Origin of the sequence: Robertmurraya mesotrionivorans (genome assembly GCF_050971805.1) — a bacterium.
In the GTDB taxonomy this organism is placed as follows: Bacteria; Bacillota; Bacilli; order Bacillales; family Cytobacillaceae; genus Robertmurraya_A.
On the sequence record NZ_JBPCCH010000005.1, the window covers coordinates 259,988 to 278,050 of the forward strand.

Here is an 18,063-nt window from a genome sequence, read left to right on the forward strand (position 1 = left end):
AAGTATTTAAAAATTCATAGTATTCCTATAAGATATATAACATGATAGTAGTAGAAACCTTATTAGATAATTTAGTTAGTATAGGGGAAATCAATGAACACTTTAGAAAAGTCGAATGACAATATAAAAAATCAATCGTTAGAACGATTAATTGTATACTTTAATAAAATGAAAGGAGAATCCAGAAACAATACTAAGTTTGATTATATAGATTCCATCATTAGTGTTGTAGGGGTTTTTCTAGCTGTTAGTATCATTTGTATTTTAGCTTTTTCCTCAAATTATTCTATGGTAATAGGTCCTTTAGGAGCAAGCAGTATTTTAGTATTTGCGGCGCATAACGGTCCTTTATCTCAACCTAGGCAAGTGATTGGGGGTTACATACTTTCCACTGTTACGGGTCTTCTCATATGGAGTATATTTGGGAAGAGTCTGTTTATTATAATATTGTCCTTGGTTATTGTGCTAATTTTAATGGCTCTCACAAAAACCATTCACCCTCCCGCAGCAGCTAGTGCGCTAGTAGCGATTAACTTTGAAACAGGATGGGGATATCTTATTCCAGTTTTCATAGGCATCTTTTTACTAGTGGTTGTTTCCATGCTATATAATAATCTATTTCCTAGGAGACAGTACCCGAAACATTGGCTGTAAATAAACGATTTATTAATATTGTAAAAGTAAGACATCCGTAGATTTAATTAACGGGTTCGGTTTTCGAGTACAAAAACTTAATTAGCAAACAAATTAGCAGTCTTAATTCGCAACTGAATTGGACTGCATTTTTTTTGTTGAATATAAAGGTTTTCCATAAATGTAATGGTATTTTAGCACCTTAGTTCGCACCTCTTTTAACAGGATGACAAAAGTTAGTGTCAGTGTTCGAATTTGTTTGTTAATTTAATTAGGGATAGATGTGCTGAAAGTGGTAGGTAGATTTTTGGATATTCAAGTTAGAAAGACAAGTTATCTGAAAGAAAAGACACTGTTGTTATTCATTGTTGACTTTTTCGGGAGGTATAGGAATTCATAGGCGGAGAAATTCCGGTTAATGTCTATAGTAGGGGCTCAAGAAGCAGATATAAGCGGATATATTCCGATTAACTTCTCTATATATACCTAAATCTAAAGATTAGGTTCATATAAGCGGAAAAACTCCGCTTATTTTGCGGGAAATGTTGGTATTTCCCAAAATAAGCGGAATTTCTCCGTTTATTTTTCAAACGTAGTGAAAACAATGTGTAAAATGCTTGGAGACACAATGTTCCAAGCATTTTTGCTTATCAAATTTCCTATAATTTAAGTGTGAATTACCGTTGGAATAGCAAGGTTAGTTCTAATTTTGTACTTCAAAACCGAACTACTTAAGATTTAATTCTACGGTTTTTAATTTGCAAAAATTAGTGTCACTTGTGTTTTAGATAGTCTTTGGATTTATCCATTGATATAATATTATATATTCTTTCACAATCTAAATACGGACATAATCTCGATAGTATAAATAGAGTTTAATTAAGGAATGAGAGGGAGATAGTTTTGAAAATTTTAACGGTTGAAGATTTGGTTCGAAAATTTTCATTAAAAGTACTAACTGGGGAAAATAAATTAAAGCAACAAATAAAACAATCAAGATCGCATCGTCCTGGCTTGGAATTTGTTGGTCACTTTGATTTTTTTCCAACGGAACGTGTTCAAATCCTTGGTAGAAAAGAAATTACATATTTGCACAAATTGAGTCTAGAGGAACGTCAGATGCGTATTGGTAATATTGTAAAATATCATCCACCATGCTTTATCGTTACTGCTGGACAGGAGGGACTTACCTATTTGACTCAGTATTGTCTAGAAGAGGGAATTCCGTTGTTATGTACAAATGAGCCTCAGCCTACATCTGAATTTATCACAAACCTTGATGATTATATGCTAAAAACATTAGCTCCAGCTATCGCAGTACACGGGGTTTGTATCAATGTATATGGAATGGGCATTTTACTTAGGGGAAATTCAGGTGTCGGTAAAAGCGAAACGGCACATACGATGATTGGTAGGGGTCACAGGCTTGTGGCTGATGATATAGTTGTATTGAAAAAACTCAGTCCACGAACGATTCTTGGAACTCATGATGGGAAAACAAAAGAGTTTCTAGCCCTACGAAGTATCGGGCTACTAAATGTGGTCCGCTTATATGGGAGAAAAGCTTTTCAGGATGAGACGAGGATTGCACTTGATATTGAATTGACAAAATGGCAGAAGAATTCACTCAATAATGAATTGGACCATGAACCGAATTATACGGAATATATGGGTGTTCAAATTCCTCATATAGAGATTCAGCTTCAACCTGGTCGCGATGTGGCTGGTTTAATTGAAGCAGCGGCAAATAACTGGCTTCTGAAGCAGCAAGGATACAGTGCAGCGGAGGAGTTTATGCAACGGTTAGAGTCTGATATTTAGCTGATTTAATATTCTTTAATAAAGAGTGGCATTAATCATTAAGGTTAATGTCCTTTTTTAGTTTTTGTATAGAAATTTTACAGAAATACTATACTTTAGGGAAATTGGGTCGATAAAGATAATATAAATATCTCAAATTCAGAATGATTATACATAAGAAAGGTAACAAAGATGAGTATTATAAAAGATTTTTTGTTTCAACTAACGCTTATGGTAATACCCATATTTATTTACTATACATTTATTACAGAAAAGGTAAAGAGTGCTAAAAATAAAAACATTATAATGACTGTTTTGTGGGGAATATCAATTATATTTTGCATGTCCTTTCCAGTAGATTTTGGTGAAAATGCTCGTTTGGAGTTAAGAATCATTCCTCTATTATTTGGGACGTTATACGGTGGATTTTGGCCAGGAATCTTCCTAGCTGTCTTAATCGTACTTTTTCGTTTTTCCTTTGGCATAAGTATAGGATTTTATAATACTGTCCTTGTCTTATTATTATCACTTCCTGTTATATTGTATTTTCAAAGATCGTTTTCACGTTCGAAAAAGGATAAAAGGGTTAATATTGCGGTGGGTCTTTCCTTTTACTACTGTCTTATCGGCCTTACTATTTTCAGTATTTTAAGAGGTTTTTCCTATGATTATCTAAAAGTTCAGATTGTTCATCTAATCTTTGTAATTGTTGTTACTTGGTTCTTCACTATGTTAATTGAAACAATCAGGGAGATTCATCAACTGCGTCTAGAGGTGCAAAATACGGAAAAATTACGAGTGATAAGTGAGTTAACAAGTGTTTTTGCTCATGAAATCAGAAATCCGATGCAAGTTACACGTGGTTTTTTACAACTTCTTAACGAACCCGATTTGCCTAAAGAAAAGAAAAATTATATCAAAATATCAATTGAAGAATTAGATCGTGCAAATGAAATTATTGATGATTTTTTATCTTTTGGAAAACCCTCAATCAATAGCATTGAAAAAATCGAAGTAGGTTATCAGATAGAACGTGTAGTAAATATCATTCGTAGTTACACCATAAATCACAATGTTGTGGTTAAAACGGATATTCATACTAACTGTTATATATATGCTAATTCTCAAAAACTGAACCAGTCATTGATTAATATTTTGAAAAATGCTGTAGAGTCTATGCCGAATGGTGGAACGGTTTGGGTTAGCTGTACTTCAACAGATGATGGATATATAAAGATTATCATTAAGGACCAAGGAATTGGCATGACTAAAAAACAAATAGACAGACTTGGATCTCCGTTTTACTCTTTAAAGGAAAAGGGAACTGGATTAGGAATGATGGTAAGTTTTCAAATAATTCGTTCTTTTAAAGGGAAAATAAAAGTAAATAGTGAAAAAGATAGGGGAACAGAATTTCTTATTCTATTACCCCAGATTAATTTGAAAGTTAATTTGTAAAATTAGGCTCATAGGCAAGCTACCAAACCCAGCTTCGGTTAATAAATTAATTGTATAAGCCGAAGGAGTGAGAAAATGGGCAGACGAATAAAACATAGTTCACGTGATGTGGAAGAGTTAGCAAGGCTTATGCTGGCCGAAGCGATAGGCGAAGGAGTCGAAGGGATGAACAAGGTGGGAACGGTTGTGGCCAATCGGGTCGAGGCCGACTGTGATCCTGACTTCAAAAACCTCCGAAATATAAGGCATGCGATTTATCAAACGATACCTGGTACTGGAATCCCTCATTTCGAACCCGTCTTAAATGGATCATTGTATACACAACGTCCCAAAGAAGCAGACCTCCAGAGAGCTAGGAATTTGTTGCATGGTCATAGGGAACCTCGCGCCAGAATGAATTTGTGGTTTTATAACCCAAGTCCAGGGAAAAAGTTTCGAGCTCCTTGTGGCGCTACTATGCCTAGATCACCTATGACGAAGTTCGATTTTGCACACAGAAATCATTGCTTCTATGTCGCTGTACCGGGCTACTGCACAGAGTTTTATAGATAAAATTTTTAGGAGTTGACTTTTATGTCTTGCCAAGACTTTAATTATTATCCAATGAACTATTATTCTAGTTTTTATCCATCTTCTATGACGAGGGAAAGTGGCACACAACCTGCTGGGTTCCCGACAGCTATGCCTTCTGGCTTCCCGGCGGGCATGCCTTCTGGACCAACGTATTCTGTCCCGGTAGTTCCGATGGGGACTGGACAGCAACTTCTTGCAGGCGCTATGGAAGAATCTTTTATCGAAAATATCCTACGCTACAACAAAGGTAAAATCGGAACTTTTTACTTTACTTACCAAGGTAACAACAAATGGAACTCGATGGTTTATCACGGGCGCGTAGAAACAGCTGGTCGTGACCATATCATCATAAGTGACCCAACAAGCGGCAAACGCTACCTTCTAATGATGGCAAATCTTGACTGGGTAGAATTTGATGAAGAAATTAACTATCCTTTTCCGACAATCACTCCAGAAGTCCAGGCGAATCTTACAACTACGGACTGAGTTTGTAAAACACTTAAAACCCGCTTAATCCTTATTCGGAAAGCGGGTTTTCGTTGTGAACTATGTTTCTAAAGAAGGTAAAAGCCTTTATGTACTATGTATTTAATATTAATTGTTCAATCGCATAGGCGACTCCATGTTCATTGTTGGAACGTGTATGAAATTGAGCAATTTCTTTGACGCTTTGCTCGGCATTACCCATTGCTACGCCACAACCTGCATACTCAATCATTGTTAAATCATTCTCGCCATCTCCTATACAGATGACTTCTTCACGAGTAATACCTAATTTTTCAGCAAGAAGCTTTACGGCATTTCCTTTGCTTACACTTGGGTGTAAAATTTCATAAAAATAGGGAGCACTGCGCACCATCGTATATTTTTCCTTAAGAGTTGCTGGAATTGAAGCTATCGTTTTCTCTAAACGCTCAGGTTCTCCAACAAACATTACTTTCGGTATTAAGATGTCTGATGGTATTTCTTCAATTTCACGATAGTGCAAAGGCACACCATTTACAAATGATTCCACAACGGTAAATGGACTAATGTCTTTATTGGGAGTATATATTCTTTGTGAATCAAAGAAATGCATGGATGCCTGGAGTTCCTGACTGACTCCATAGAGTGTCATTAAGTCCTCATGTGTTAAAGAAATTTCTGACGCGACTTCCTTTGTTTCGGAATCTTGAACGAGTGCACCATTAAATGTAACGACATATTGGTCATGAAGGTCTAACTCTTCTATGAACCCATGAACCCCTCCGATAGGTCTCCCTGTACAAATGACCACTTTGACTCCTTTTCGCTTAGCTGCTTGGATTGCCTCATTTACTTCCTTTGTTACCTCTTTACGATCATTAATTAAGGTTCCATCAATATCAATAGCAAGCAATTTATACATGTTTATTGATCCACTCCAATAATAGGTATTTACCTTATGGTAGCACAAAAAAATAGTGGCTGCCTAATCGGATAGATTAGGGTGGTTTTTTAGTTTTGGTTATGCCATGCAAGCTACCAGTCAAACTTACATACTAGTACTTTTACGGGTTAATAACATGTAAATTAAGTAGGGGGCACCTATGATGGAGATGACGATACCAACAGGGATATCAGCAGGGGCCAATAGGTTTTTCCCAATCATGTCAGCTAGTAACAAAAGGCTAGCACCAATTAATGCAGATAGAGGTAAGTTTACAAAATAATTTGGCCCACAAAGACGGCGTGCAAGATGTGGGGCCAGCAAACCGATAAATGAAATACCACCACCTACTGCCACACACGCTCCAGCTAGGGCAGCCGATAGACAAAGGAGTAAAAAACGGTCTTTCTCAACTTGGATACCAAGTGCTACCGGAATTTCTTCATTCATTTGCAGGATATTCATTGTTCGGGCTTTAGAATATGTGACGGGCAAAAGTAAAATAATCCATGGACAAAGTGCCCAAACATAAGGCCACTGTGTTCCCCAAATACTTCCTGTTAACCAAATGGTAGCCTGTTGAAAATCCTTTGGATCTATTTTTAATTGTAATATAACTAGCAATGCTGCACATAAAGCATTGAATCCAAGACCTGTTAACAGAAGACGTCCGGCCTCTATGCCTTTCTTCCAAGACAAAAGATAAATGAGAGTGGCTATCGTGAGCGCACCAATAAAGGCGAAGAATGGAAGGAACAAAGGCTCTGTCATTATACTTCTTTCTTCTTGACCAAAAAGAAAGATAAAAAATACAACGGCTAATCCTGCTCCTGAGTTAATCCCTAAAATACCTGGGTCAGCAAGGGAATTCCTTGATAATCCCTGAAGTATAGAACCCGATAACGCAAGACCCATGCCTATTAAAATGGCAATAATCATTCTTGGAAATCTTAGTTGAAACAATACGAGTTCTTGTTTAGGGGTACCGTTACCGGCTAATGTTTGAAAAACTTCTGTTTGGTTAATCGGCATGGGACCAGTTGAAAGACTGAGCATAAAAACCACTACAATAAACAGGAGAAAAAAGGCTAACCATCGTTTAGATTGTTTGAGTGCAAGTCTCCAATCCACTACATAACCCCCTTACTATTTCGAGACAAATAGAGGAAAAAGGGTACTCCTATAATAGCAGTTACAGCACTAACAGGTGTTTCAAAGGGAGGATTAATCATACGTGCACCAATATCCGCAACTATAAGTAATAATGCACCTAAAAGGGCACTCATCGGGATGACGAACTTGTAATCTGTACCAATTAGTAACCGTACAATATGTGGAACAACTAATCCAATAAAACCAATGGCACCTACTATCGACACTGCCACGCCAGATAATAAGATCACTGAGAGAAGTCCGATCCATCTTACTCTTTGTTGTGACTGACCTAAACCAATGGCTACTTCATCCCCGAGAGATAAGATAGTCAAAGAACGGCTAATTCCTAGTGATAGCAATAACCCCACTATAAATAGTGGGAGCAGGATAAAGACATGCTCCCACTTAGTTCCAGACAAACCTCCCGCAAACCAAAAGCTAAGATCCTGAGCCACTTGAAAATATAAGGCTATTCCTGTTGAAAGTGCTCCGAACAGTGTACTTAAAGCTGCACCAGCAAGGGTGAGAGTAACAGGAGAAACTTTTTCCTTAGAAATTAACGAAAAAGTTAACACAAGGACAGCTCCAATAGTTGAGCCGGCAAATGACCAGAGTAATAGGAACCAGTAAGATAGATTTGAAGTAAAGGCTAGAGCAATAGCAATAGATAGTCCTGCCCCATGAGTAATACCGATAATTGATGGATCTGCCAGGGAATTCCGTGTGATTCCCTGCATAATTGCTCCAGCTACTGCTAATGATGCTCCTATTAGAGCAGCTGTAATTGCTCGTGGAATACGAATCTCCTTTATTAGCTGGTGTTCCATTTGATTGCTTTGGAAGGAAACAAAAGAACTCCAAATTTCTTTAGGTGTAATCCAAATAGCGCCCAGTCCAATCGAAAGGAGTAGACTGAATACTACAAGTATGAATCCAAACAAAGCCCATTTTGTAGCTTTTCTTTGAGTTGTAAAGAGGGTTTCCTTTTTATTTACAGCCGTTCTAGACATTTGTATCAATCCCTTGTTATAGTATTCTAAGTGAAAATGATAATCGTTATCGTTTAGTAATCGATTTTAATCTACTATTCTTTCAAACCATTTGTCAACATTTTTTCTAAATTTAGGAAAGGGGAGGGAAATCCATCATGCAAGCAAATGACCTGTTAACTGATTATCACGTTCGACTGGTAAAAGTGCGTAACGGGCTGTCCGAAGTGTTCGAGGCTACGGGCCAACAAAATCACTTATTGTATATATCTAGTGGGCGGGGAAAAATTATTCTGAATAATGAAGTGATCGCTCTTGAAAAATATACAAGTCACTATATCGATAGAGGAAGGTTCGTAGTAACCGCAGCTACAACCATGCTATGTGTTTATATTTTATCTTGGCCAAAGGAAAGGGATATGATATCTGCCTATTTATTAGACTCGTTTGCACAAATACCTTCGTCACAAGTAATACCAATATGGGAGGAATTAAGGCGAAGCCAAAATGAAACATCTATATCAGCCATTTGTCACTTTCAATCACTAGTATGGAAATTGCTAGCGACCATAACAGACGTAGCAAAAATGGATCAAATCGAACAAGTCGTTCATTACATCCGTTCAAATTTAGATAGTCAAATTTCTATAAAAGATTTAGCTACTAAAGCAAGTATGAGTACTGTCACTTTTTCACGATTATTTCGAAAAAGGATGGGGTGTGCTCCTAAGGAATTTCTTATTGAAGAGCGAATAAAGGCTGCAAAAAAAATCATGCTTCAAGAAAAAGACGTAACAGCGAAAGAAGTAGCTTTTCAAGTAGGGATACAAGATGAGTTTTATTTCAGTCGTTTATTCAAAAGCAAGGAAGGGATTCCACCTACAGGGTATTTAAAGAGAGTTAGCCCTCGAGTTGCCGTTGTAAGTCAGCTATTTCTACAAGACCATCTGCTAGCTTTAGGTATTCAGCCTGTTGCGGCTCCATCGTACCCTTCCGTTTACCCTTTAACTAGAGGGGTGCCTAGTTATTTAGAAAAAGAATTATATGGCACGATGTTATTAAATGCAGAGTCGCCTTTTCAACCATTAGAAGTCCTTTCCGCACAGCCTGAAAGTATCATCAAAACCCCTTTACATAATGGAGATCTGCAGAGAATATTATTTTCGCATCAGGAAAAGGTACATCATTTGTCGTTAAAGACAAGTTGGAATCACTACCTTCAAGAAATTGCTATTTTAGTTGGTCAGGAAACTAGGGCAGAGGAGATAGAAAAGGAAATTCATCAATTGGAGCTTAAGGTAAGGGATGAACTCTGTCCGATAACAAAGAAGGGCAGCTGGGCTGTCGTATGGATTAGGTCAAAAGAAATTCGCCTTTATGGCAAGGAAAATCATGCTGTTGTTGACCTCCTGTTTCAAAAACTCGGGTTTCAGCCACACCCTGACATACCTTCAGAAGGATATAAGAGTATTACTTTGGATGAGTTAGTAACCCTAAATCCAGAAAAACTACTTATCTTATGGAGCAATGAAACGGATGTATGGAGGTTGGCTCACATGCCAGAATGGAAACTGATTCGAGCAGTCGAAACAGGGGAAGTCTACTATCCAATTAGCTACGAATGGGATCCATGGGGACCAATAGGAAGAAAACAATTACTCCTTCAATTTTCAGATTCTATGAAAAAAGGAAAGTTAAAAATATAGATAAACTTGATGCATTTTATTATGCAGCTAATTTCAAGAGTTTGTATTTTGTTAGATAGCTTGTTTGATTTATCTATGTAAGATGTTAAAAAAATCCATGTTCGTCCTAACTGAAAATGGTTACCATTGAGAATGAAAATCATTATTGTTTAGGAGGCAACAAAAGATGAAAAGGTTTTTTACTTCTAGTACTTTATTATTTCTCTTCGTTTTATTAATTATCTTGTCGGCGTGCGGCAAGAAAGAGCAATCATCAGCTAATGGAGAGGTTGATAGTAAAGACAAAGAAACTACGGAGGAAACGAGAGTAGTTGAGCATTTATATGGTGAAGCAAAGGTACCAGCGGATCCTAAAAAAGTTATTTTACTTTCACACGTATCATGGGAAGGATCGCTTGTTTCTGTTGGAGTGAAACCGTATGCAGTTATGGCATATGATAATGAATTTCCTCCACACTTAACAAAGGAACTTGAAGGTGTAAAGGCATTACCTTATGCTGACGAGATAAACTCTGAAGAAATCGTAAAACTTGATCCTGATTTACTTATAATTAGTGACCGTTACAAACCACTATACGATCAATTAGCTGAAACAATCCCAACCGTAGTAGTTGAGGTTGGTGGAGATTGGAAAGAAGATCACCTTAAAGTAGCAGAAGCAGTAGGTAAACTTGAGGAAGGGAAAAAAGTCATTGAAGACCTGGAGAAAGAAGCGACTGATATTGGAGAGCGAATTAGAGAAGTAACAGGGGATCAAACATTTATGGCTGTTGCGATTAATAAGAAGGATATTCGTGTATTTGGTCGTACGAATCATGCGACAAATTCATTATTATTTGATGACTTAAAGCTTACCCCTGCTGAAAATCTTCCGGAAGATTTCGGTGAAAATTTATCAATAGAAGGTCTTGCAAAATACAATCCAGAGCACATACTCGACGTAACTTATTTTAACAGTGGCGAATTCTATGATTCTGTAACAGAGGGTGAAGTATGGAAAAACCTAAAGGCTGTTAAGAATGGAAATGTACATACTCTTTCGACTACTTGGGGCTTTTGGGATCCGATTGAGAGAAAGAAAGGGTTAAAGGAAATAGAAGAATTGTTATTAAAATAATGAATTACATTTGTCTAAAGAAAATTTGATTCTCCTTATAATGAGAATCAAATTTTTTATCAGTAGATGAGAATCTTTATCAATTACTAGGGTGGAAGACTTAGTGAAAGGATGAAAGTATGTATCAATCAGCGAAACAGATTGCGGAATTTGAATCATTTCAAGTATTTATCAACTGTTATTTAAAGGAAATAGATAAGGGGAATTGGGTAGATACTGAGGATTGGATTACGCACAAGTCAATACCAGTTACACTAACAGGAAAGTCAGTAATAGAATTAGAACTTACTAACCTCTCATTAACATTTGCTTTAGAGGTTAATTATCACTCCTTAACTGGGAGACACCTAATAGGACAAGTTTTAAAGTATTGTCCTGTTACACATCAGTGGATTATTCAAGACTATCTTCCGTTTATGATTACTCTAATACAAGATCTTGATGTGGCAGAACAAAAAAATAAATGTACAGATCAATCTCATTTTGATGAACTCACTATTCGCTTGATTGATAGCTTTCAAACAATGACTACATATATTGAGGCAAGAAGGAGAGACGCAGAAAGGCTGTATTCAGTAGATGCTACCTTTATTGAAACAGAGCAGTCCCTTCTTTTTGGTCATTGGATGCATCCTACACCCAAAAGCAGACAAGGAATGGCTAGCTGGCAACATCCTAGTTACGCACCGGAACTAAATGCCAGCTTTCCTCTGCATTATTTTCAAGTGGATAGAAAAATAGTGGAAGAGGCATCATCACTGCCAATGAGTGCAAGTGAGATGATACGAAATAGTTTAGAAAGAAAGGGGACATCGTTACAGTTAGGTAAGAATGACTGCATTATTCCTGTTCATCCCTTACAAGCGCAATGGTTACTTCAACAGGATTATATTAAAGAAGCAATGAGACATAATTTGGTTAAGTATTTGGGAGCAATGGGAGAGAATTATTTAGCAACCTCCTCTATTAGAACCGTCTATAGTGAAGATAAAGAGTGGATGTATAAATTCTCTATTCCCGTTAAAGTCACTAACTCATTAAGAGTCAATCAGACCCACGAGCTACTAGCAGGAACTATTATTTACAACTTAATGAAAAAATTAAATTACTCAAAAGACTATTTTCGTTTCATAGAGGACCCAGCCTATATAAAGTGTAAGTTTCCCGGTAGAGAAGAATCAGGGCTTGAACTAATTATTCGTTCAAATAAGTTTCTTAAAGGGAATGACATGAATATTTGTTCTATAGCTGCACTTGTTCAAACGCCACTTCCAGAATATCGTTCTAAGCTTCATTGTATCATTGACCGTTTAGCAAAATCGGAATCACGTTCCACCCAAGAGGTTAGCATAGATTGGTTTCAAAAATATTGGAGGTGCTCAATTGAACCTCTCATTCGTTTGTACGATGAACACGGATTAGCTCTGGAAGCTCATCAACAAAACAGTCTATTAGACCTCTCAACAGGGTATCCAGAGACGTACTATTACCGAGACAATCAGGGCTATTATCTTTCTAAAACTCATTGTGAGACTCTTTTCGAGTTAGAGCCTTCTTTAAAAGGAATACCTGAATTATTTTACGAAGATGCACTAATCCAGGAGCGATTTACTTATTATTTGATCCAAAATCAACTATTTTCCATTATACACCGGTTTGGACAGGATTCTTTGATAAGTGAGGAAAGCCTTGTTCAATGGGTAAGAGAACAGCTTATACAAATGGAATTGCAGTTAGTCTCACTGGGAAAACAACTTGTACAAAAAGTTTTATACTCTGTAACCCTTCCTTATAAAGCAAATTTACTAACTAGACTTCATGACGTAGATGAACTATTAGCAGAAAATGAACAAGCCGTATACACGAAGGTACCCAATCCTTTTACCTGTTTAAAAAAGGAGAAAGATTATGAAAAACCTACAACCATTGTCGTCTAGTATATTTGAAAAACGAGTAATGAAACAGCTTGTGGAAGCTATTATTTTTGAAGGAATTCTAGAGTATGACGAAATACCACTAATAAAAGGTGAAAAATATGTAGGTTTCTATTTGTATGGTAAGAAGAACACCTACTACTGTAAGGGAAAGAGAACAGCTTTTAATCGGGTTCGTTTAAAAGAAGGAAGTAGTATCTATTATTTACAGGATAATCAGACATTAACTGCAGTCTGTTTAGACGAATTTGTTGTTGACCTTTTGGGAGATTCTTTAACAGCGGAGACATTTCTATATGAACTTAAGCAAACCATACAGTTTAGTGAGTGGAATGAAACCCATTTATGTAAGCCAAAATCAAGAAGAAATAGTAGCTTTCAAGAATTAGAGTCTGAATTAACGGAAGGCCACATGTATCACCCGTGTTTTAAAGCGCGAACGGGTTTTACAATCAGCGACCATGCGTTGTATGGACCAGAGGCTAAAGGTGTATTTCCTTTGAGATGGGCTGCCGTAAAAAGGAATTCCGCTAGAGTGTCCTTGCTAGAGGATGAAAAGAACTTCTGGAAAAGAGAGTTAGGGTCACACTTTTGGAAAAATATAATGGATGAACTAGTAGAGTTAGGAAAAAGCTTTGAGGAATATACCTTTCTTCCTATCCATCCTTGGCAAATAAAGTTTATAGAAGAAAAGTCTACTGAAGAATTAATTCTACTTGAGAGCAGGGGCGATACCTATCGTGCCACACAATCCGTTAGAACGCTTTGGAATACTGTTCATCCAAAAAAAGCTCATATAAAGCTATCCATGAATATGATCAATACATCTTCCTTAAGAACGTTAGAATCACACTCTGTTTGTGCTGCTCCTCCTATCTCTAAGTGGATTTCAGAGGTCGTGAAATCAGACGAATTTCTAAAAGACCGTTCGTCATTAATTATTCTCAAGGAATATGCAGGAGTAGCTTTTGAGCCGGAACTAAAAAGTAGTGTGAAGCTTGGCGCCATTTGGAGAGAAAACGTATTAGATTATATGGAAGATGGAGAGGAAGCTGTACCTTTTACTGCTCTTCCTTTAGTAGAGCTTGATGGATTCCCATTTGTTAATGATTGGTTACGGTGTTATGGAATAGAAAAGTGGTTAAAACAGTTTCTACAAGTAAGTGTAATCCCTGTGTGGCATCTTCTTGTGGCACATGGAATCGCATTAGAGGCTCATGCACAAAATATGATTTTAATCCATAAAAATGGCTGGCCAATACGTGTGGCATTAAGAGACTTTCATGACAGCATGGAATTTAATAGGGAGTATTTATCCAAACCCAACAGTACTCCAAACTTTTCGAATATTCATGAAAACTTTCGAACAAAAGAGCCTAACCAATTTTACTGGATGTCCTCAACGGAGGCAGTAAGGGAACTAGTGATGGACACTTTGTTTGTTTTTCATTTAACTGAGCTTTCTAATTGTTTAGAGGAGTACTATCAGTATGATGAGGAGAAATTTTGGGAACAGGTAAAATCAGCAATAAATGAGCATATTACTCTGTTTCCCAACCTACTCTTGCGTCACTCTCTTCTTCAATCTGACGCTCCATCCATTCAGGTAGAATCATTGGTAAAAAGGAAAATCATCAAGGGGGAAGGGGAAGTTAGACACTATGTCTACAATTCTCTTTCCTCTACCAATAAAGCACATAAGGAGAGGTAACATGTTTTATGTGAATGATCAGTATTATTCAATAGACGATTTAGAAAAACAATTTAGTGTATTTGACAATATTCCCTTTTTAAGAGATTCAGAGAGCGTAAGAATTGCAGTATGTATTTCGGATGTCTTTGTCATGCTTAGTTTATTTTTTTATATTCGAAATAAAGGGGGTTCCTTCGTGCCTATTAACCCTTCACAGCCGGAAGAGGGGGCAACTCGTATAGCAGTAGGAACAGGTAGTCATATCCTTATCTATCAAGATGTCAAAACGCCTATCGTTATTTCAGAAAATACGAACGAAGCAGAAGGAGTACTTGTACAAATGAGTTCCGGTACGACTGGTGCACCAAAATGTATAGAAAGAACTTGGAAATCTATTGAGGAAGAGTTAAATAACTATGTATCACTTTTGGCTTTAAATCATCAAACAACTTCTATAGTAGCCTGTCCGGTTAGCCACTCGTATAGTTTGATAAGTGGCGTTTTGGCTTGTATAAGAAGAGGTGCAGAGCCAGTAATACTTACTAATCTTAATCCGAGGTATATATGGAAAAAACTTAAGGATCACCCACGACACATTTTATATGGTGCACCCTTTCTTTTATATTCTATGGCACTCATGTCTAATGGTGAAGACAAAATGGATTATGTTATTTCTTCAGGGACTACGTTACCCGCGGAATGGCTCAGGTTATTAAAGGGAGTATCGAATAAAGTACTTCAACAATATGGATGTTCTGAAGTAGGTTGTGTTAGTTTGCATAAGAGTGTTAACGAATCCAAGGAGGTTGGCTATCCATTATCACATCTTAGTGTTCATGCTGGAACAAAAGAAAATCCCAAAGAAATCATCATTAACCTTTCCGACAAGTCGGTTTATACGAAGGATTTGGGTTATATAGAGAATGGCATACTATGTTTTCTGACAAGAATAGACGACATGATCAACGTGTCAGGACTGAATGTATATCCACAAGAGGTAGAAGATGTCCTTATGGCAGAACCGAGGATAGAGGAAGCCGTGGTCTACAAGAAGAGTAATAGTTTCTCTGGTGAGCGTGTTTGTGCGCAATATGTTTCGTCTGAGCCACTGTTGGAGGATGAATTACGAGAGTGGTGTCAAAAGTTTTTGGCTCCTTACCAAATTCCTATGGAGTTTAACTCAGTAAACAAAATAGAAAGGTTACCGAATGGGAAAATAAGTAGAAAAATACTTGGAGGAGTTCTCATATGAAAAGAGACGAAATTTTTTCGGTATTATACGACATAATGAAAAATCATCTGGAGCTTCCGACTATATCGAAATTTCATGAACATGCTCGCTTAAATGACGATTTATTTATGGATTCTATACTTGTACTTCAGCTAATCCTCCATCTGGAAGTACAACATCAATTTGAAATCCCAGATGAGATGATTGTGGCTAGAGATTTTCAAACAGTGGGTAGCTTAGTAAGTCTACTAGAGAGAATACGTATATCTCAATCAGGAGGGGTACAATGATCAAGGTTCACTGCTTTGTAAGCTGTGTGTGTGAAGTGATAAAGAAAACATCAGGTGTAGATCACAGACCTTATTATTTTGGAGTGTGGGATGCAGATTTTGATGTGTTGGAACAAGGCGTTCTAACCTATCATTCTCATAAAATTAACCATGATTTCTTCCAAAATTGGTATGAGCTTTTATATAATATTAAGCTTCGAAAATGGTACGATGAAAAACAAACCAAACAAGGGAATATGAAGAACCTGATCACGTTAGTTGAAGACAATACACCTAATCAATATATTATGGTTATGCTAGATTTATCAAAGCTTCCTGAGCGGGAAAATAAGTTTCACCAAAGTCCTTTTCCACATTATGTCATGTTAGAAGCGACTGTGAATAAAGAGGAATGGTTTATGTACGATCCTGATTTTAGATGGGAAGGAACCCTACCAAAGAATCGAATCTTAGCTGCAATGGATGAACCAACCGTGGAAGGTGGGTACGTATTTGATGCATCAACTTTGTCTCCTCCTTCCGATTTAACCATTAATGCCTATTTTAACACCTGTATGAAATATGATCATAACCCAATGACGAAAGCGGTTTTAGACATCATTAACTTGTATACAATCGGTGAAGAATCTCTTCGATTATCTGAACTATCAGAGGCTTTAAGACAACTCCCTGTATTGGCGATAAGAAAGTATGCATATGAACATGCTTTTGCTTTCTTTTATGAATTAATTGGGTGGAACGAGGAAGTATTTGAAGCGTGGTGTGAGGATATTGAAAAGTTAGTAAAAGGATTTACGGCTATTCATTACAAAGCGATGAAACTGGCAATGACAGGTGATTTATCGCAAAGAAACGACTTAATTAATGGTATTAAAGAACAGGATCAATTAGAGTTTAAAATCAAGTTCGGTTTAAAAAAGTGTTACGAGGAATGGTCCAAACTACATAAAGTAAGAGTTGCTGATAGGAAGGAGGTAGCACGGTGAAACTGTCTGTATGTACTATTTCTTTTCGCCATCATTTATATTCTTTAGACGAGATTGCTAGGTGGGCGAAGCATCAAGGCTTTCATGGAATTGAACTTTGGGGAATCCATGCGAAAAATTTAGAAGTGGATCGTTATTATGGGAAGGAATGGCTACATTCCTTAGGCTTAGAAACAAGCATGTTGAGTGATTATCTACCACTAGATGCGCCAATTCCGGTCTTAAGGGAGAAGATGCAAAGGTTGAGCTCACTTGCCAAGCATTGGGGAACCAAAAAAATCAGAGTATTTTCAGGACAAAAAGGAAGTGCCGAATACAGCAATCTAGAAAGAATAGAATTAGTCACCCGGTTAAAATTACTTTGTAAAATAGCTGAATGTGAGGGACAGCAGTTATTACTTGAAACACATCCTAATACCTTTACCGATCATCCTAAATCTACTCTGGAGTTACTCCTTGAGACCAATCATCCTAATCTACGAATCAATTTCGATGTTCTTCATGTGTGGGAATCAGGTGCAAATCCTATTGATGCGTTTCAATTGCTTTATCGATATATATCTCACTTTCATTTTAAAAATATTAGCTCTCGATTAGAGTTGGGAGTGTTTTCTCCGGATAATGTTTACCGACCCTCAGGTAACAGAAAGGGAATGGTGTCCATTTTTGAGGGGGAAGTAGATTACCGTGATTTTCTAAAGGCCGCTTCCAATAAGATGGATATTGAGGCCTCTCTCGAATGGTTTGGTTCAAATCCAAAAGAAATCCTTAAGCAAGATCTCAGAGATTGCCAAGGTTTGGCTAGAGAAGTGTTTGTTGAATCTAAGAATTAATCTTAGCATGTAAATTTTCAAAGTGTTCGGGGCAGATTACCACAATGCAACAAGTGATGCGGATACATTTACCGAACTAGAAGCCCGTTTTGATTTAATATTAAATACTATTTCTGCAAATCTTGACGCAGGTGCTTATTTATTTTGCGATAACTAAAGAAGGTCAACCATGTGGTAAAGTGTACCCGATAGAGTAGACACTGAAAAAAGGTCTGCCCTATCGGGTACTTTTATGTATAATGAAAAAAAATGTGGGA

Annotated in this window: 16 protein-coding genes and 1 pseudogene; 14 read left to right on the forward strand and 3 right to left on the reverse strand. The window is 37.1% G+C overall.

The genetic code is table 11. The annotated features are described in order from the left end of the window. The first annotated feature begins 93 nt into the window (after positions 1-93). From ACRX5O_RS11600 to gerQ, 5 genes are all read left to right on the forward strand, one after another. Complete coding sequence (locus ACRX5O_RS11600) at positions 94-654, forward strand: HPP family protein (RefSeq protein ID WP_433906090.1); 561 nt, start codon at positions 94-96, stop codon at positions 652-654. A gap of 882 nt (positions 655-1,536) precedes the next feature. Further along, positions 1,537-2,454, forward strand: a complete 918-nt coding sequence (hprK, locus tag ACRX5O_RS11605) for an HPr(Ser) kinase/phosphatase (RefSeq protein WP_433906091.1) — start codon at positions 1,537-1,539, stop codon at positions 2,452-2,454. A gap of 171 nt (positions 2,455-2,625) precedes the next feature. Next, entirely contained in the window at positions 2,626-3,891 is a 1,266-nt protein-coding gene (locus ACRX5O_RS11610) for an ATP-binding protein (protein WP_433906092.1), read from the forward strand. A gap of 75 nt (positions 3,892-3,966) precedes the next feature. Then, positions 3,967-4,443, forward strand: coding sequence for a cell wall hydrolase (locus tag ACRX5O_RS11615; RefSeq protein WP_433906093.1), 477 nt, complete (start codon positions 3,967-3,969; stop codon positions 4,441-4,443). Positions 4,444-4,464: 21 nt separating this feature from the next. Next, on the forward strand, positions 4,465-4,950 hold the full coding sequence (gerQ, locus tag ACRX5O_RS11620) for a spore coat protein GerQ (RefSeq protein ID WP_433906094.1): 486 nt from the start codon (positions 4,465-4,467) through the stop codon (positions 4,948-4,950). A 94-nt stretch (positions 4,951-5,044) separates the two neighbouring features. Here gerQ and yidA read toward each other — a convergent pair whose 3' ends face one another. The 3 genes from yidA to ACRX5O_RS11635 form a co-directional block, all read right to left on the reverse strand. Next, complete coding sequence (yidA, locus tag ACRX5O_RS11625; RefSeq protein ID WP_433906095.1) at positions 5,045-5,851, reverse strand: sugar-phosphatase; 807 nt, start codon at positions 5,849-5,851, stop codon at positions 5,045-5,047. 126 nt (positions 5,852-5,977) lie between these two features. Further along, positions 5,978-7,003 carry a FecCD family ABC transporter permease gene (locus tag ACRX5O_RS11630; RefSeq protein ID WP_433906096.1) on the reverse strand — a complete coding sequence of 342 codons (1,026 nt, stop codon included), beginning with the start codon at positions 7,001-7,003 and terminating at the stop codon, positions 5,978-5,980. Further along, on the reverse strand, positions 7,003-8,037 hold the full coding sequence (locus tag ACRX5O_RS11635) for a FecCD family ABC transporter permease (protein WP_433906097.1): 1,035 nt from the start codon (positions 8,035-8,037) through the stop codon (positions 7,003-7,005). The genes ACRX5O_RS11630 and ACRX5O_RS11635 overlap by 1 nt, the downstream gene beginning before the upstream one ends. A gap of 137 nt (positions 8,038-8,174) precedes the next feature. On the opposite strand from ACRX5O_RS11635, the gene ACRX5O_RS11640 reads away from it, so the two are divergent. The 9 genes and pseudogenes from ACRX5O_RS11640 to ACRX5O_RS11680 all read left to right on the forward strand — a co-directional run. Then, positions 8,175-9,722 carry an ABC transporter substrate-binding protein gene (locus ACRX5O_RS11640; RefSeq protein WP_433906098.1) on the forward strand — a complete coding sequence of 516 codons (1,548 nt, stop codon included), beginning with the start codon at positions 8,175-8,177 and terminating at the stop codon, positions 9,720-9,722. 166 nt (positions 9,723-9,888) lie between these two features. After that, the gene (locus ACRX5O_RS11645) at positions 9,889-10,839 is read left to right on the forward strand and encodes an ABC transporter substrate-binding protein (RefSeq protein ID WP_433906099.1); all 951 of its coding nucleotides are present in this window, start codon (positions 9,889-9,891) and stop codon (positions 10,837-10,839) included. 119 nt (positions 10,840-10,958) lie between these two features. Further along, positions 10,959-12,776 (forward strand): IucA/IucC family protein, encoded by a 1,818-nt coding sequence (locus ACRX5O_RS11650; protein ID WP_433906100.1) that lies wholly within the window; start codon positions 10,959-10,961, stop codon positions 12,774-12,776. After that, complete coding sequence (locus tag ACRX5O_RS11655) at positions 12,748-14,484, forward strand: IucA/IucC family protein (protein ID WP_433906101.1); 1,737 nt, start codon at positions 12,748-12,750, stop codon at positions 14,482-14,484. The genes ACRX5O_RS11650 and ACRX5O_RS11655 overlap by 29 nt, the downstream gene beginning before the upstream one ends. A 1-nt stretch (position 14,485) precedes the next feature. Continuing rightward, positions 14,486-15,718 (forward strand): AMP-binding protein, encoded by a 1,233-nt coding sequence (locus ACRX5O_RS11660; protein WP_433906102.1) that lies wholly within the window; start codon positions 14,486-14,488, stop codon positions 15,716-15,718. Continuing rightward, a complete protein-coding gene (gene asbD, locus ACRX5O_RS11665; RefSeq protein WP_433906103.1) occupies positions 15,715-15,987 on the forward strand; it encodes a petrobactin biosynthesis protein AsbD in 273 nt (90 codons plus the stop codon). The genes ACRX5O_RS11660 and asbD overlap by 4 nt, the downstream gene beginning before the upstream one ends. Further along, a complete protein-coding gene (locus ACRX5O_RS11670) occupies positions 15,984-16,973 on the forward strand; it encodes a DUF6005 family protein (RefSeq protein ID WP_433906104.1) in 990 nt (329 codons plus the stop codon). Before asbD ends, ACRX5O_RS11670 begins: the two co-directional genes overlap by 4 nt. Continuing rightward, complete coding sequence (locus tag ACRX5O_RS11675) at positions 16,970-17,806, forward strand: sugar phosphate isomerase/epimerase family protein (RefSeq protein WP_433906105.1); 837 nt, start codon at positions 16,970-16,972, stop codon at positions 17,804-17,806. Before ACRX5O_RS11670 ends, ACRX5O_RS11675 begins: the two co-directional genes overlap by 4 nt. Before the next feature lie 25 nt (positions 17,807-17,831). After that, positions 17,832-17,948: pseudogene (locus ACRX5O_RS11680) on the forward strand (alcohol dehydrogenase); the annotation flags it as partial. Positions 17,949-18,063 lie beyond the last annotated feature (115 nt).

Excerpts from the sequence above, each read along its gene's own strand:
- ACRX5O_RS11615 (WP_433906093.1), top strand. The coding sequence starts at position 3,967 with ATGGGCAGACGAATAAAACATAGTTCACGTGATGTGGAAGAGTTAGCA.
- ACRX5O_RS11610 (WP_433906092.1), top strand. The coding sequence starts at position 2,626 with ATGAGTATTATAAAAGATTTTTTGTTTCAACTAACGCTTATGGTAATA.
- ACRX5O_RS11650 (WP_433906100.1), top strand. The coding sequence starts at position 10,959 with ATGTATCAATCAGCGAAACAGATTGCGGAATTTGAATCATTTCAAGTA.
- ACRX5O_RS11600 (WP_433906090.1), top strand. The coding sequence starts at position 94 with ATGAACACTTTAGAAAAGTCGAATGACAATATAAAAAATCAATCGTTA.
- ACRX5O_RS11635 (WP_433906097.1), bottom strand. The coding sequence starts at position 8,037 with ATGTCTAGAACGGCTGTAAATAAAAAGGAAACCCTCTTTACAACTCAA.
- gerQ (WP_433906094.1), top strand. The coding sequence starts at position 4,465 with ATGTCTTGCCAAGACTTTAATTATTATCCAATGAACTATTATTCTAGT.
- ACRX5O_RS11655 (WP_433906101.1), top strand. The coding sequence starts at position 12,748 with ATGAAAAACCTACAACCATTGTCGTCTAGTATATTTGAAAAACGAGTA.
- ACRX5O_RS11640 (WP_433906098.1), top strand. The coding sequence starts at position 8,175 with ATGCAAGCAAATGACCTGTTAACTGATTATCACGTTCGACTGGTAAAA.
- asbD (WP_433906103.1), top strand. The coding sequence starts at position 15,715 with ATGAAAAGAGACGAAATTTTTTCGGTATTATACGACATAATGAAAAAT.
- ACRX5O_RS11670 (WP_433906104.1), top strand. The coding sequence starts at position 15,984 with ATGATCAAGGTTCACTGCTTTGTAAGCTGTGTGTGTGAAGTGATAAAG.
- yidA (WP_433906095.1), bottom strand. The coding sequence starts at position 5,851 with ATGTATAAATTGCTTGCTATTGATATTGATGGAACCTTAATTAATGAT.
- ACRX5O_RS11645 (WP_433906099.1), top strand. The coding sequence starts at position 9,889 with ATGAAAAGGTTTTTTACTTCTAGTACTTTATTATTTCTCTTCGTTTTA.
- ACRX5O_RS11660 (WP_433906102.1), top strand. The coding sequence starts at position 14,486 with ATGTTTTATGTGAATGATCAGTATTATTCAATAGACGATTTAGAAAAA.